This is a genomic window from Aeromonas rivuli, assembly GCF_000820045.1.
Lineage (GTDB): Bacteria > Pseudomonadota > Gammaproteobacteria > Enterobacterales > Aeromonadaceae > Aeromonas > Aeromonas rivuli.
In genome coordinates this window covers 58230-71998 of the sequence record NZ_CDBJ01000071.1, presented here as the reverse complement: position 1 = coordinate 71998, position 13769 = coordinate 58230, and the positions used below count along the sequence as shown (strand labels likewise).

The following is a 13769-nucleotide window of genomic DNA, read 5'->3' as shown; positions in this document are numbered from 1 at the left end:
AACGGGTCAGGTAATCCGTGCCCCACTTGGCGTTGTTGAGGGGGCGGGTCCAACCATGGCCAGCCTGACCCCATTGTTATTGAGCAAGAAGAGTGGATCCACTATCTGCTGCTCGGCCCGCTCAGCCACCTCGGCCAGGACCCTGGCGATGGCAGGATCCTGCTCGCCTGCCGCTATCAATGCCTTGAATTGGCCATACAGTGCCTCTTCCCCCGGCAAAGGCGGCACTTCCGCCAGCACTGCGTTCAAATCGCTGAAGAAACGCTTGGGCGTAACCCAGCTCAGTTCCCCCTTGCTATCCCCTTCTGTTTTGGGCAAGGGCAACGCCGGTAACTTGCTCCAATCGGTGCGCTGCATGGTGCCATCGAAACGTGACAACGGGTACATCATCACCTCAGACAGCACCGGCTGAATGGCCGCCCTGTCCGTCGCAGTATCCGCCATGAAGGCTCTGGGGATCACCACGCCAGTGTGAGTCGGAGAGCGGAATACACCGCTGATCCCCTTGGGGGTCTCTCCTTGCCAGTTCGGCCCCACCAGCAAATAGAAACCGGGTTTGGTGCCATGCACAGTACCTAACCTAGCGAAGCTGTCGGTGCGCTGATCCGCCACCTGATAGAGCCAGAAGCGATCGCCGAAGTCAGGCACCTGGATCACCACCGGCTCCTTGTCCAGCGCCAGGGCTCCAAAGCCATAGACCACATCCTGATTGGGATGGGCCACTATCTTGACGTTGGGGTCGATATAGTCGTTGAGCATGGCAAGCTCATTGAGGGGCGCCACCGGCGTCGGGCCCAGCAACGCTATCTGGGGCACCTGGCTATACATGGCCCTGCGGTTGTGCATGTTGACCAAGGGCCAGCCCCACGCATAGGCGAGCTGCCCTACCGCCTCGGCATAGCCTGGGGTCATCACAGTACCGGCCACAGGGCCTGGCACTGTGGCCGCAGGCTGAATCGCCTCTGCCGACACAGTGACCGAGCAGAGGGACCCGCACACGGCCGCACCCAGCAAGATTCTGGAAATAGTAGCCATCTGGCCTCCTTAGAAGCGGTAGTCGTAGTTCACGGTCATGAAATAGAGCGCCATGTTCTGGTACTCCCCTGAGAGCCCCTCTCCCTGCACCTGGGCATTTCCCAGATTGAGGTACTCAAGCGCAGTGCCCACACTCTGGTTTGCACTGAGCCGATAACGGGCCCCTGCGCCAAGGCGCCAGGCGCGATCGGATGGCAGGGTCAAAGAGGCATCGGACTGGCTCTGGTAAAAACTGGAGTCGTAGGCAATGCCCGTGCTGAGCAGCCACTCGGGCGAGAGTTGATACTGAGTGCCCAACGCCAGATGCCAGGTATCTTGTAATCGGTGCTTGCTCGGCACTTGATTGCCAGCGGCCTCAATACTGCCATCATCAAATTCACTCCAGTTCTGCCAGCCAATATTGCCCAACAAGGCCCAGCGTGCGTCGAGGCGCTGATAACCGCTCAGCATCAACTGACTGGGGGAGGACGTGCTGGCATCGATGGGGATATTGAAGGTGAGCGTCTGGGACGGCAGCGGCCCGGGCGGATCGATGGCCTTGCTGACCTGGGTCTCGATATCGTAATTGAAATGGGTGCGGCTGCTATACGCCAGACCAATGCGGCTGTTCTCGCTCCATTCATAAAGCAGACCCAATCTGGCATTCAAGGCCCAGTCATGGTCCTTGAGATCCTGCTCCCCGGTCTGGCTGTCTCGACTCAGGGAGAACATGCCGTAGTTGATGCCAAGCCCCCCACCGACGGAGAGTCGAGGTGAGAGCCGCACTGCCACCGTAGGTTGCAGTGTCAGTGCCATGAGAGAACTCTCTCGTACCAAGCCACTGCCTGCCCAATCCCCAAAGTCGAGACCCAGACCGAAGTTGCCATAAAAACCCACCCCAATCTTGACGTCCTGATTGATGCTATGGCTATAAAACAGACTCCCCTGAGGGGAGAACCCCACCACATTGCCCGGGCTCTTGCCAGGCCCATCCAGTTCATAGGAGGCATCGCCATAGAGCCCTTGCAGGCCGCCGCTGACCTGATCCCCGTCCAGTCTGGTCATACCCGCCGGGTTACCAAAGATGGTACTCGCATCCTGGGCCCTCGCCGCCATGCCAGCACCGGCCAGCCCAACATCATCGGTGGCTATCTCATAGAGGTAGAGGCCCCCGGCCAGACTCTGACCGGAATAAAATGCGGCCAACATGACCACTCCGAGCGGTGGATAGCGCATAGGATGTCCTCTCATTGTGGTGTCGTGACCTCGACTTGGGGCAGTTCATATTCACCAGACAGCACACTCTCTTGCGGCTGATAGAGGCGCAGCAACAAATAGAAGGGGCCTGCGGGGGTGGGCAGCCAATTGGCCTGCTTGTCACCCTTGGGTGCCTCGCGCTGCAGATAGAGATCGAATGAACCATCTTCAGCCATTTTGAGCCCCTGGGTATCGCTGCCCAGCTTGTAACGTGCTATCTCGTTGTGCACCAACATCTTGTCCACGGCGTTATACACGGTCAACGACCAGAAGGCGTTGGTGGGCGGCGCCTTCTTGAAGTGCAGAACATAGGGTTTATCGCCGCTGAGTTGCTCACCTTTGGCGTCGGTGGAGCGCAGCGGATACATGGCTTCTTTCTCTCCCTGGCCACCCAGATAGGGGCCAGACACCAGGGCCCGCAGCGGATAATCGGTACCGAAATGATCCAGACCACTGGCCCAGGCCCAACCGTTTCGTTGCACGGCAGAGGTTGCCAGCGCCGAGACGGCCACCTTGGGGCCATCAGTCAGGGCCTTGAGCAACCCTTGACGCTGAGGCTCAACAAGTCGGCTGGCATCGAATCCTTGCTCCGTCAGCCCAAAGCGGCCGAACTGAGCGAATAGTGACGTATCACGCGCTGGCACCCCATTATCTTTGAGTACGGCGCCCAGTTGGCGATAGAAGCCCAGGCCATCCTCCCCCATCTCGGGTAGCGCTGGCAGCACCTGGTAAGGGGCTGTGTATTGCTTGTTGTTCATCTGGGAGAGCGGCCGCAGTGTGAAGCCTTTTTGCAGCAGAGCCACAGGAGCCATATCCTCACCCTGTTTCACGCGAAGTCGCCCCCACAACCAGACTTTGCTGGTCGTCACGTCGAGTCGAGTGACCCCTGTAGGCAGAGTGCCCTGCCAGCCCGGCGGTACCAGGGCAAAATCTCCCGCTTTGGTGCCTGTGGTACGACGCCCGACATAGTGTTCAAGCTCCTGCCACATATTGAACACATCCACCACGTAGTAACGATCATGGGTGTCGGGCACGTGCAGTATGTAAGGCTCATCGAGCTTGACGATGGCGCTCAGATAAAGGGTGTCATTGTTGGCGGTGGGCATGTCTTTGGCATCAGGGGTCGCCAGCTCCCTTGCCCAGCCCAACTGATTGAGGGGGGCCCGGTAGCTGGTTGCAGCCTGGGAGGCGGACACCTGAGTGTATTCACGGGCAATACGCTCCATGCGCACCAGAGGATAACCCCAGACATAGGCATTGACGCCGTTGGCATAGGCATCTGCTGCGAGCCCTCCGGCGATGTTCTCTGTACTGGTGGGCATGGTCAGCAAGACATCCGTCTCTGTTTGCTGGGCATGGACGCCAGGCACCAGCAGTAGCGTCGTGCCCATGCCTGCCAGCAACAGGGCTCGCCATATTGACGTCAATTTCATAGGAGAACCTCTAAATTGGATACGGCGGCACCATGGCGCCGCCGTCAGGGCTTCATCAATTGGCATGTTTTTTAGCACTTTCCAACTGATTCAGGGCCGATGCTACCCCGATGCCACTGGAGCCTTTTTGCGCAGGCGGATACTCTTTCATGCTCTGCATAAAAGCTTTCACCGGCGGCATGATCTTGGGCAGCAGCCAACTCTTCTCTTTCATCCACAGTAAATGACCACCGGTCTCGGGGCTGCGCTCGTAAGGGTCCAGCTTGATATCGATCATCAAACCGCCCGGGATCTTGCGCGTGTCGTCCAACCACTTGTCCTTCACCGCCAAGTGGATCTTCCACTGCTCGACACGGATGGCGTTGAGATGAGTCTCACCAAAGTAGAAGAACTCATGGCGTTGGGATTTGCCATCGGACTTGGTCAACATGTCTATCTGGTTGTAACCATCGAGATGGTTCTTGTAGACCTTGTCACCCACTTTCAGTCCCTTGAGCAGATCCTGTTTGACATCAGGTTCACCGACAGCCGCCATCAGAGTGGGGACCCAATCTTCCGAAGTCATGAAACCGCTATTCCAGGTGTTGGCCTTGATGTGACCTGGCCAGCGCACCAACATGGGCACCCGGACCCCCCCTTCCCAAGTCAGCCCTTTCTCTCCCCGGAAAGAGGCGCTACCGGCCATGGGCCAGTGAGCCAGATTGACCCCGTTATCCGAGGTAAACATGACGATGGTGTTCTCGCTCAGCCCCTCTTTGTCCAGGGTATCGAGCAGTTTGCCGACCAGATGGTCGAGCTGCAAAATCGCATCGGCGTACTCGGTATGGCCACTCTTGCCGAGCCACTCCGGACTGACGTGGATCTGCTGATGCATGCGCGACGGGTTGTACCAGAGGAAGAAGGGACTATCTGCCGCTTTCTGCTTCTTGACCCAATCGATGGAAAGATCGGTGAAAGTATCATCCACCGATTCCATCAGCTTGCTGGTCAAGGGCCCCTTGTCTTCAATGGTCTGTTTGCCTACCCGTCCCCAACGTGGGTCCACAGTCGGATCATCCTTGTCGGACGCCAAGGCATGGATCATGTTGCGTGGACGGCCAACAAAATTGGGATCCTTGGGAAAATCCGGCTGCTCCGGCATCTCCATCATGTTCAGGTGGTAGAGAAAACCATAAAACTCATCGAAACCATGCAAGGTTGGCAGATACTCATTGCGATCGCCGACGTGGGATTTGCCAAACTGAGCCGTGGCATAGCCCTTGTCTTTCAGCAGTTGCGCCAGAGTGACGTCACTGTCTTGCAGACCAATTTTATCTCCGGGTTGCCCAACGGCAGTCAACCCCGTGCGAATAGGATACTGGCCGGTGAGAAAGGCGGCGCGCCCCGCCGTCGAGCTTGGCTGGGCATAATAGTCGGAGATCATCATCCCCTCGGTTGCCAGGCGATCGATGTTGGGGGTATCGACGGCCCCAATCCCTCGGTGATAGGCAGAGATATCCATGGGCGCCATGTCATCGACCATGATCATCACTATGTTGGGTTTGCTGGTATCAGCTGCCATGGCAAGTGACAAAGGGGACGTCATCGCCCCCAGTACCAGACTGGCCAATAAGGTTTTTTTCATGGTTTTCATCCTTTTTTACTTGATGACCCCGGGACTTAAAACAAACCGAGACGGCGCAGCAGCGGCACCATGTCGCTATCTATGTGGCGATAGAACCGCATAAAACCGCCGCATAAGTAGTTGAGCCCCCTTTGTCCTTCCTGGGTGCGGAGCAATCTGTCTTTCGGACATCCCCCCCAGCACAGCGCCAGGTAATCACAACGACGGCACTGATCAGGCAGCGTCAGATGCTTGGCCTGTCCAAAGGCAATCTGTTGATTGCCAAAAGCGAGATCGCCCAAATGCTGCTCGGCTATGTTGCCTATCCGATGTTCCGGGTAGACGAAGTGATCGCAGCTATACACCTCCCCGTCGTGCTCAAGGGCAAGCGCCTTGCCACAAAAAGGAGCCTGGGTGCACATCTGGGCAGGCATGCCAGCCGATTGCACCACGGCGGTTTCGAACAGGTTGACATGAACTCGCCCCACCCCTTCAGCCAGCCAGACATCCCAGACATCACAGAGGAATTGGCCGTAGTCGGCGGCGGCTACGCTCCAATCGGTAACGATGGACATGGGGTGGCCGGGCTCGGCCTCTGGACTGCCCTGCCATGGCAAGGCTTCGGTGGCTAGCGTCGTCACCGAGCCCTGGCGAAAGATCCTGGGCTCCACCACTGGGGTGAACTGGATACGGGTGCAACCTAGCTCCTCGGCGAGGAAGCGATAAACTCGCTCCCCTTGCTTGGCGTTATTGCGATTGACGACACAAAGCGCAGCAAACGGCACCTCTGCGCCGCGCAGCAACTCGACCGCCGTCATGACGCCATCGAAGGTCGGTCGGCCAGCCCGGTTCTTGCGGTGAATATCGTGCAGATCACGGGGGCCATCAATGGAGAGGCCAACCAGAAAACCATGTCGTTTGAGAAAAGCGACCCAAGCCTCATTGAGCAAGATGCCATTGGTTTGCAGATCGTTCTCGATCCGCTGCCCGGCCTTGCGATACTTGGCCTGCAGTGCCACCACTTTTTCGAAGAAAGGCAACCCGAGCAGAGTTGGCTCCCCCCCCCTGCCAGGAGAAGACCACCTCATCCCCTGTCTGGGCTTCTATATATTGGCGGATATGCTGTTCGAGCAGTTCGTCCGAAAGCCGAGGGGCGGCATCATGTTGGAACAGATCCCCCTTATGCAGATAGAAGCAATAGTCACAATCGATATTGCAGCGGGATCCACCGGGTTTGACCATGGTATGGAAGCGGTAATGCTGCCCCTTCGGAAGAGGGGGTAAATGGCTGTGGGGTAAATGCAACGATAACACCTCTCAAATCCATTGAATGCAGATGCGACAGGCTCCCAGTCTCGGCGTTATTCTTGCTGATGCATAGGAAGCAGCTAACTATAGCTTTTGGCTGGCGTAGCCGGATATGTATGCCCATATTCAGCAAAATAATTTCTTGCGAAATAAAGTGACCTTGACGGCAGAATCAACAATCTACTGTGGCTTTGCTTCAGACAAGTTAATCACCACCGAAAACACCATCAAAAATAAATGTAATTCAATAATTTAAATGGGAAAAATGAAAAACACACGCCACACTCCTGTTTTATTCGTCACCGAATGTCGCCGGCCAGAAAGTACACCACCCAAATACGCAAGCAATTTCACATTAAATCAATGCAATCTTCTACCCACACAGACTCATAGCGAGAGTTCAATTCATAAAGCCGCCGATATATCACCAGAAATAGACAGATATAAAAAAACCGAACCCAGGGGTTCGGTTTGTTTATTGGCGGATCGCTACATGAGCACCATGGGTCGGCCCTTAGAAAAGGCCCCTGGCTTTCACCTTCTTCATGTTGGCGACCTGGCTCGAGAGATCCTCGACCAATGGCTCGGCCGTCCGCTTATCCAGATCCACGGATCGGCCCGGCTGACTGGCCAGTCGCTGGATCAAGCTGTGCTGCTCGCGAATAAGCCGGGATTGCTCTTCCAGCTGACGGGAGAGCTGCAAGATGCTGCTGGCAAGCGGCGCCAGGTCCGGCTCGGCCGCCGCCGGCAGCCTGCCGGCGATGGCGTCTGCCAGCTGCTCAGGGTCCAGCGAACCCGGCAGCCCTTGCCGGATCTCGTCCCACAACTCGGTGGGTTGCTGCTCCCCGAGACGACTGACGATCTCATCGACTAAATTGCCCTGATCCGGCGTAGCAGCCTGCTGACCGAGACGACTGACGATCTCATCAACTAAATTACCCTGATCCGGCATAGCAGTCTGCTGGCCGAGGCGATTGACTATCTCATCGACTAAATAATCCTGATCCGGCGTAGCAGCCTGCTGGCCGAGACGACTGACTATCTCATCGACTAAATTACCCTGATCCGGCGTAGCGGCTTGCTGGCCGAGGCGACTGACGATCTCATCGACTAAATTGCCCTGATCCGGCGTAGCGGCTTGCTGGCCGAGACGACTGACGATCTCATCGACCAGCGCCCCGCTGTTTCCCTGCCCCAACCGGGGGCCCAGCCGTGCTACTATCTGATCGACCATGGCATCGCCCGCAGAAGGGGACGCCTCGCTCCCCTCCCCCAGGGTGAAGCCACAACTGGCAAAGGCGTGACGCAGGGTCATCAGGCTGACTTGTTCGGGCCCGAGCGCGTTGGCAACGGCCTTGCACAGGTTCGGTGCCAGCACGTACATGAACATCCCCGACAGGTAGATGTCCTTGTGGAAACGGCTCTTGGAGAAGTCGAACTCCTCCGCCCCATCCTGGATCTTGCGAGCCCGCTGGTACCAGTTCTGCAACACTCCGACCGCGTAGCGATCAGACTCCAGCGCACCCGGATCCATGTAAATGGAGAAGGTCATGCGCTTGAGCTGACTACTCATCAGCCACCTCGGCCATCACGGCCGCTTCCCGGTACACTTCCTCTTCTTCCGTGGTGTAGAGGCAGATCTCCCGGGCCAGGGCAGACTGTGCATCGTCCAGCAATTCAACTCTGTCGCCCAAGGTAGGATAAGCCTGTTTGATCGCCTCGTGGATGAGGGGGGCTCCACCGCCGACCAGATAGACCCGGTTCGGGTTCTTGGCGAACTTCTTCGCCTCGTGGGCGACCTGGCTGCCCAGCTCGTCTATCTTGTTCTGCATTTTTTCCAGGATCTTGGGGATCTGGGCCTCGTCGTTGACCACGTCCCGCACGAAGCTCATGTCGTGGCGACGCTTGATGAACTCGTTGGCCACCAGATAGCTGGAGTCGCTGTCGGCGGCGGCCAGGGCCTTGCGTACCGCATCCGTCACCATGGAAACACCTATCTCGTTGTTGCCATAGACGTCGGACACATCGTCGAACTCGCCGACGATGATGCCCATGTCCAGGGTGGTGCCACCGCAGTCGATCACCAAGGTCTTGGTGAACTCGTTGCAGCCCGAGCCAATCAGGCGGGAGAGGGCGGCAGGCAGGCTCTCCGGCATCACTTCCACACTGACGATATTGAACAGCTCCCCCTTGTTGAGGGAGATGGCACGAAGCAAGTTGCGCCGCTTCTTCTCGATTTTCTCTTCGTTGCGCTGGCAGTCATCCGGCTGGTAGAACTCCGTAATGGGCAGCGTCACTGTGATCGCCACATCGCACGGCGCCATGCCGGTCTGCAACAGGGCGTGGTGCACGGAGAGCAGGTTCAGGTCGTCGTACTGGTACTCCACATGGGTGGTGGCCAGTGACTTGTCCGAGGTGGCGTCATAGGTGTACTTGGTGTTGCCTATCTCGTAGTTGTAGATCTTCTTGTCTTTGCGCAATGCGGCGCTCTTCCAATCCTTGCGAAATGAGTTGGGGGAGATGATGGTCTTGAGCGCCTTGTTATCGATCCAGCTGACCTTGACGTTGGTCGAGCCATCATCGATGGCCATCTTCATTACTTCAGACATATGGGGAATACCTATGGGGGAGCAGACAACATGGTCCGATTGCCTTGCACTCTGGCAAGCCAAGGCGATCGAACCACTACATACACGGTTTATGAAGGCGACAAGTCTAATGTCTTTCTAAAATCCGTTGAAGCAAATGATTGAATCCGGAGGGATCTTCCGCAGGCCAGGCGTGGTGGCCACGGGGATTATGCACCGTTGCGTTGGGCAGGGCGGCAAACTGCTCCACCCGTTTGGCAAGCGGCAGGTAATCATGTGTCGTGGAGATGATGGCGACCGGCTGCCAGATGGCGCCGAGCCGGGCACGGGCCGACCAGCCGGGCAAGGCATCCAGCAGGGCCTTGTAGACCTTCTTGCGATTACGGCAGAAACGTTGCCGGAAGGTACGACGCATCTGGGCAAGTTCAGAGCCGGGAAAGAGCTCCCGACCCAGCCACCAGGCCAGCGGCCGCATGCCAAACCAGCGCAGCCACTTGAGGCGCTGGGCGTAACGCTCCTGCTCCCTGGGGTTCTCCAGCAGAAACTCGCTGAAGCCGTTGACCAGCACCAGACCGCGGATCTTGCCTGGCAGTTGCAAGGCCAGCTCCAGCGCAACCATGGCCCCCAGTGAGAGTCCCACCACCCAGGCAGGCTCTGGCTGTTCATCGAGCCAGCGTACCACGTCCGCCGCCAGGGTCCCGACATCGAAGGGCCCCTCTTGCAGGCTCTGGCCATGGCCACGCAAGTCGATGGCCACCACCCGATAGTCGTCGGAAAAATGTTCGAGCTGGGCCTGCCAGTCCAGGCTGGATGACCCCAGGCCATGGAGCAGCAGCAACAAGGGGCCCTCCCCGGCACTGCGCCAGGCCAGTCCCTGAGACTTCATGATTTGATTGCGACGCATCCATTTTCCTCAAACACGCTGTTCCAAGCCCTCGAGCCCTCTGCCGATGGCAGAAGGCGTCGAGCAGCCCAAGGCCGCCATAGCGCAGCTCATTGCCGCGAACGGCAGTCGAGGATCTGCCGCTCACCCTGCCACGCTCTAGCAAAACAGTGGAGGATAAGGGGTGACGGCAACGCCAGTGAGCGCTCCCGGGCGGTGACCAGCACCATGGCGGCCCAAGCGCCCTTATCCCTCCCCGACCAGACTCACCGCCTTGACATAGGCATGAATCTGCTGACCCTCGGCCAGACCCAAGCGCAGGGCTGAACGGCTGGTGATCCGGGCCAGCAGTATCTGCTCACCCAGCGCCAACTGCAACAGCGTCTGACCCGGGCGTACCTCACGCATCGCCAGCAGGCGGGTACTGAGGCAGTTGGAGAGACTGGAGTGCGCGATGGGGGCGGTCGCTATCACCAGATCCCGCCCCGCCACCTTGATCTGCAATGGGCCACTCTCGTCGGGGGCATGCTCCATGGTAACCATCAGGCTTTGCTCCCCGAGTTGCAGGGTAGCCATCTGTTCGGTGGCCTCGTAATGGGTCAGGATCGCCGTCAGCATGACCCCCACATCATCCCGACTGGCGAGGGAGAGGTCGGTGCGGGCGAAGATCTCACTCGGCCTGCCTTGCGCCTCGACCTGCCCCTCGGCAAGCAATACCAGCTGATCGCACAGCAAACTCACCTCCTCCATGGCGTGGCTGACGAAGACCATGGGAATGCCGCTCTCTTGCTGCAACCCCTTGAGCACATGGGCCTGATGGATGCGGCTGCGGCTGTCCAGCGCCGAGAAGGGTTCATCGAGCAGCAGCAGGTCGGGCTCCGCCAGCAGGGCCCGCCCCAGCGCCACCCGCTGGCGCTGGCCGCCGGAGAGCCCGTGGGCAGGTTGGCCGAGCAGATCGGCAAAGCCGAGCCGCATCGCCAGCGCCTCGGGCTGCCAGCGCCCTCGCCCCTTGCCCGCCGCCAGTTGCAAATTGCCAAGCACCGTCATATGGGGGAAGAGGCGGGAGTCCTGGAACACCAGCCCGATGCGGCGCGCCTCCGGCAGCAGGGCGGCCAGATCCCGCCCCTGCCAGCGCAGGACGTCCGAGGGGGCGCGGTCCAGCCCGGCGATGATGCGCAGCAGGGTGCTTTTGCCACAGCCTGAGGGGCCAAAGAGGCCGAGAATGCCGCCGAGGGGCAGCGCCAGATCGCACGCCAGGGTGAAGGAGCCGAACGCACGGTTGGCCTTGAGGTGCAGGCTCATCCGAACAGCCTCCGTTGCCGGCGTTGTAGCACGCCATAGACCAGCACCAGCATGATGAGAGAGAAGCCCATCAGGCCGCCAGCCAGATAGTGGGCATGTTGATAATCCATGGCCTCCACGTGATCGAACAGGGCGATGGAGAGCACCTGGGTCTCCCCCGGAATGTTGCCGCCAATCATCAGCACCACCCCAAACTCCCCCAAGGTATGGGCAAAGCCCAGCGCCGCCGCCATCACGAAGCTCGGCAGCGTCATCGGCAGAATGATGTGAAAGAAGCGCTCCAGGGGCCCCAGCCCCAGGGTGGCGGCCGCTTCAAGTTCTTTGCTGCCCATGTTGACGAAGGCGGAGGTGAGGGGCTGCACCACGAAGGGGAGCGAATAGAGGATGGAGGCAAACAGCAGGCCGAGGAAGCTGAAGGCGAGGGTTGTCCCGAAGGTCTCCCGCCACCAGGCGCCGAGGCCATACTCCGGGGAGAAGGCGAGCAGCAGATAGAAGCCAAGCACGGTCGGCGGCAGCACCAGCGGCAGCGCCACCAGCGCCTCCACCAGCGGCCGCAGCCGGTGCTGGCTGCGGGAGAGCCACCAGGCGAGTGGGGGTGACAGCAGCAGCAGGATACCGGTGGTACAGGCGGCCAGCTTCAGGGTCAACCAGACCGCGAGCAGATCCCCTTCACTCATGGCGCATCCTCGCGAGTGTGAATGACAAACACGGAACCCGAGGTAGCATGCCGCAACTCAGGTGCAAGCGAGATACCGCAAGCAGCTCCCCTTCATGGCAGGAGCCCCGGCTGGATTCAGACAGCAGCATGTTTTGCATCCTTATCTTGAAGACTGGCCAGCCCAGGGGCCGGCCAGTCACCATGCGGGGTCAGCACTCATGCCGTCACTGCGGCAGGGCATAACCCGCAGCCTTGATGGCGTCCTGACCCGGGCCCTTCAGCCAGGCCACCAGGGCTTCGACCGCCTCGCCCTTCTGCAGGACCAGGCCCTGCTGCTCGATGGCAGGATAGAAGGTGTTCGGCACGGCCCAGGCTTCCCCTGTCTTGCCCGCTTCCACCAGATTGGCCCAGGCGACAAAGCCCAGCTCGGCGTTGCCGGTGTCCACGAACTGCCAGGTCTGGCTGATGTTGGTACCGGTCAGCAGACGGTACTGCTTGGGATCGATGTTGAGCTGCTCAAGGGTTGCCATGGCCGCAGTGCCATAGGGCGCGGTCTTGGGGTTGGCGATGGCGAGGTTGCCCTTCCAACTGCGCAGGCTTGCCTCATCGGGGGCAGGTCCCCCCTTCTTCCACAGGCCGAGCTGGCCGATGGCGTAGGTGAAGCGACCGCTCCCCTTGCCCTCCGCCTCCAGTTTTTGAGGGGTGGCCACGTCGGCGGAGAGGAAGAGATCGAAGGGGGCGCCGTGGGTGATCTGGGTGTAGAGCACACCAGTGGCCGCCGAGCTGATGACGACGCTGTGGCCGGTCTTGGCGGTGAACGCCTTGCCGATGCGCTCCAGGGTGCCCTTGAAGTTGGCGGCCACGGCGACCTTGACCTCATCGGCCTGCACGGCGGTGGTGTGCAGCGCCGCGGCGCAGACGCCTGCAATGACAACAGATAACAGCGGTTTCATTCCCTTACTCCTGGTTGCGGATCCTTCGTGACCAGATCCTGTGACGGGGTCTATTCCCCTGATTGCCAGCGGGAAGCGGCGTCATTGTCGCTCTGCTTGGCCTCGACCCAGCGCTGTACCCCTTCGGCGGTCAGTTCTTTCTTCCAGAACGGTGCCCGGGTCTTGAGAAAATCCATGATGAAGTGGCAGGCATCGAAGGCCGCATCCCTATGGGCACTGCTCACCGCCACCAGCACAATCTGATCGCCGAGCAGCAGCTCGCCGATACGGTGGATCAGGGTACACTCCTGCAGCGGCCAGCGGGTACGCGCCTCGGTGACTATGTCCGTCAGCGCCTTCTCGGTCATGCCGGGGTAGTGCTCGAGCGCCAGTCCCAAGACCTGCTCCCCCTGATTGAAGTCGCGCACCTTGCCGACGAAGGTGACGATGGCCCCTGTGTCGTGGCGGGCGGCGAGGCGCTCGTATTCCTCCCCCAGGGAGAAGTCGGCCCGCTGCACCAGGATGCGATCCACTGTCATTATCTCGCTCATCCTCAACCTCCGGTCGTTACTGGAAAGAGAGGGAAGAAGGCCACTTCATCGCCACCGCACAGCTCAGTGGTGCGATCCACGGTCGTTATCTCGCTCATGGTCAGCCTCCGGTCGTTACTGGGAGGAGAGGGAAGAAGGCGGCCTCATCCCCGTCCCACAGCTCAGTGGTGCGATCCACGGTCGTTATCTCGCTCATGGCATCAGCCTCCGGTCGTTACTAGGAGGAGAGGGAAGAAGGCG

At 59.4% G+C, this 13769-nt stretch carries 12 protein-coding genes; all 12 read right to left on the bottom strand.

What is annotated here, in order from left to right; translation table 11 throughout:
* Positions 1–6 precede the first annotated feature (6 nt).
* The 12 genes from BN1130_RS16830 to moaE all read right to left on the bottom strand — a co-directional run bounded on the left by BN1130_RS16830 (position 7) and on the right by moaE (position 13529).
* On the bottom strand, positions 7–1035 hold the full coding sequence (locus BN1130_RS16830; RefSeq protein WP_198135298.1) for a DUF1254 domain-containing protein: 1029 nt from the start codon (positions 1033–1035) through the stop codon (positions 7–9).
* A gap of 9 nt (positions 1036–1044) precedes the next feature.
* A complete protein-coding gene (locus BN1130_RS16825; RefSeq protein WP_052448256.1) occupies positions 1045–2223 on the bottom strand; it encodes an OmpP1/FadL family transporter in 1179 nt (392 codons plus the stop codon).
* A 38-nt stretch (positions 2224–2261) separates the two neighbouring features.
* Complete coding sequence (locus BN1130_RS16820; RefSeq protein WP_052448253.1) at positions 2262–3704, bottom strand: DUF1254 domain-containing protein; 1443 nt, start codon at positions 3702–3704, stop codon at positions 2262–2264.
* Positions 3705–3759: 55 nt separating this feature from the next.
* Positions 3760–5328, bottom strand: a complete 1569-nt coding sequence (locus BN1130_RS16815; RefSeq protein ID WP_052448252.1) for an arylsulfatase — start codon at positions 5326–5328, stop codon at positions 3760–3762.
* A 35-nt stretch (positions 5329–5363) separates the two neighbouring features.
* Complete coding sequence (locus BN1130_RS16810) at positions 5364–6395, bottom strand: anaerobic sulfatase maturase (protein WP_198135297.1); 1032 nt, start codon at positions 6393–6395, stop codon at positions 5364–5366.
* Positions 6396–7129: 734 nt separating this feature from the next.
* Positions 7130–8188, bottom strand: a complete 1059-nt coding sequence (locus tag BN1130_RS16805; protein WP_052448251.1) for a hypothetical protein — start codon at positions 8186–8188, stop codon at positions 7130–7132.
* On the bottom strand, positions 8181–9224 hold the full coding sequence (gene parM, locus BN1130_RS16800; RefSeq protein WP_232302038.1) for a plasmid segregation protein ParM domain-containing protein: 1044 nt from the start codon (positions 9222–9224) through the stop codon (positions 8181–8183). Before parM ends, BN1130_RS16805 begins: the two co-directional genes overlap by 8 nt.
* Positions 9225–9330: 106 nt before the next feature.
* Positions 9331–10107, bottom strand: a complete 777-nt coding sequence (locus BN1130_RS16795) for an alpha/beta fold hydrolase (RefSeq protein ID WP_042043378.1) — start codon at positions 10105–10107, stop codon at positions 9331–9333.
* Between the two features lie 225 nt (positions 10108–10332).
* Positions 10333–11388, bottom strand: coding sequence for a molybdenum ABC transporter ATP-binding protein (gene modC, locus BN1130_RS16790; RefSeq protein ID WP_042043377.1), 1056 nt, complete (start codon positions 11386–11388; stop codon positions 10333–10335).
* Positions 11385–12065 (bottom strand): molybdate ABC transporter permease subunit, encoded by a 681-nt coding sequence (modB, locus tag BN1130_RS16785; protein ID WP_042043375.1) that lies wholly within the window; start codon positions 12063–12065, stop codon positions 11385–11387. Before modB ends, modC begins: the two co-directional genes overlap by 4 nt.
* A 205-nt stretch (positions 12066–12270) precedes the next feature.
* Complete coding sequence (modA, locus tag BN1130_RS16780) at positions 12271–12999, bottom strand: molybdate ABC transporter substrate-binding protein (protein ID WP_042043373.1); 729 nt, start codon at positions 12997–12999, stop codon at positions 12271–12273.
* Positions 13000–13049: 50 nt separating this feature from the next.
* Positions 13050–13529, bottom strand: a complete 480-nt coding sequence (gene moaE / locus BN1130_RS16775; RefSeq protein ID WP_042043371.1) for a molybdopterin synthase catalytic subunit MoaE — start codon at positions 13527–13529, stop codon at positions 13050–13052.
* Between the last annotated feature and the right edge of the window lie 240 nt (positions 13530–13769).

Coding starts and splice junctions, on each gene's coding strand:
- modB (WP_042043375.1), bottom strand. CDS start 12,065: ATGAGTGAAGGGGATCTGCTCGCGGTCTGGTTGACCCTGAAGCTGGCC.
- modC (WP_042043377.1), bottom strand. CDS start 11,388: ATGAGCCTGCACCTCAAGGCCAACCGTGCGTTCGGCTCCTTCACCCTG.
- parM (WP_232302038.1), bottom strand. CDS start 9,224: ATGTCTGAAGTAATGAAGATGGCCATCGATGATGGCTCGACCAACGTC.
- BN1130_RS16805 (WP_052448251.1), bottom strand. CDS start 8,188: ATGAGTAGTCAGCTCAAGCGCATGACCTTCTCCATTTACATGGATCCG.
- moaE (WP_042043371.1), bottom strand. CDS start 13,529: ATGAGCGAGATAATGACAGTGGATCGCATCCTGGTGCAGCGGGCCGAC.
- BN1130_RS16825 (WP_052448256.1), bottom strand. CDS start 2,223: ATGTTGGCCGCATTTTATTCCGGTCAGAGTCTGGCCGGGGGCCTCTAC.
- modA (WP_042043373.1), bottom strand. CDS start 12,999: ATGAAACCGCTGTTATCTGTTGTCATTGCAGGCGTCTGCGCCGCGGCG.
- BN1130_RS16815 (WP_052448252.1), bottom strand. CDS start 5,328: ATGAAAAAAACCTTATTGGCCAGTCTGGTACTGGGGGCGATGACGTCC.
- BN1130_RS16810 (WP_198135297.1), bottom strand. CDS start 6,395: ATGAGGTGGTCTTCTCCTGGCAGGGGGGGGGAGCCAACTCTGCTCGGG.
- BN1130_RS16795 (WP_042043378.1), bottom strand. CDS start 10,107: ATGCGTCGCAATCAAATCATGAAGTCTCAGGGACTGGCCTGGCGCAGT.
- BN1130_RS16820 (WP_052448253.1), bottom strand. CDS start 3,704: ATGAAATTGACGTCAATATGGCGAGCCCTGTTGCTGGCAGGCATGGGC.
- BN1130_RS16830 (WP_198135298.1), bottom strand. CDS start 1,035: ATGGCTACTATTTCCAGAATCTTGCTGGGTGCGGCCGTGTGCGGGTCC.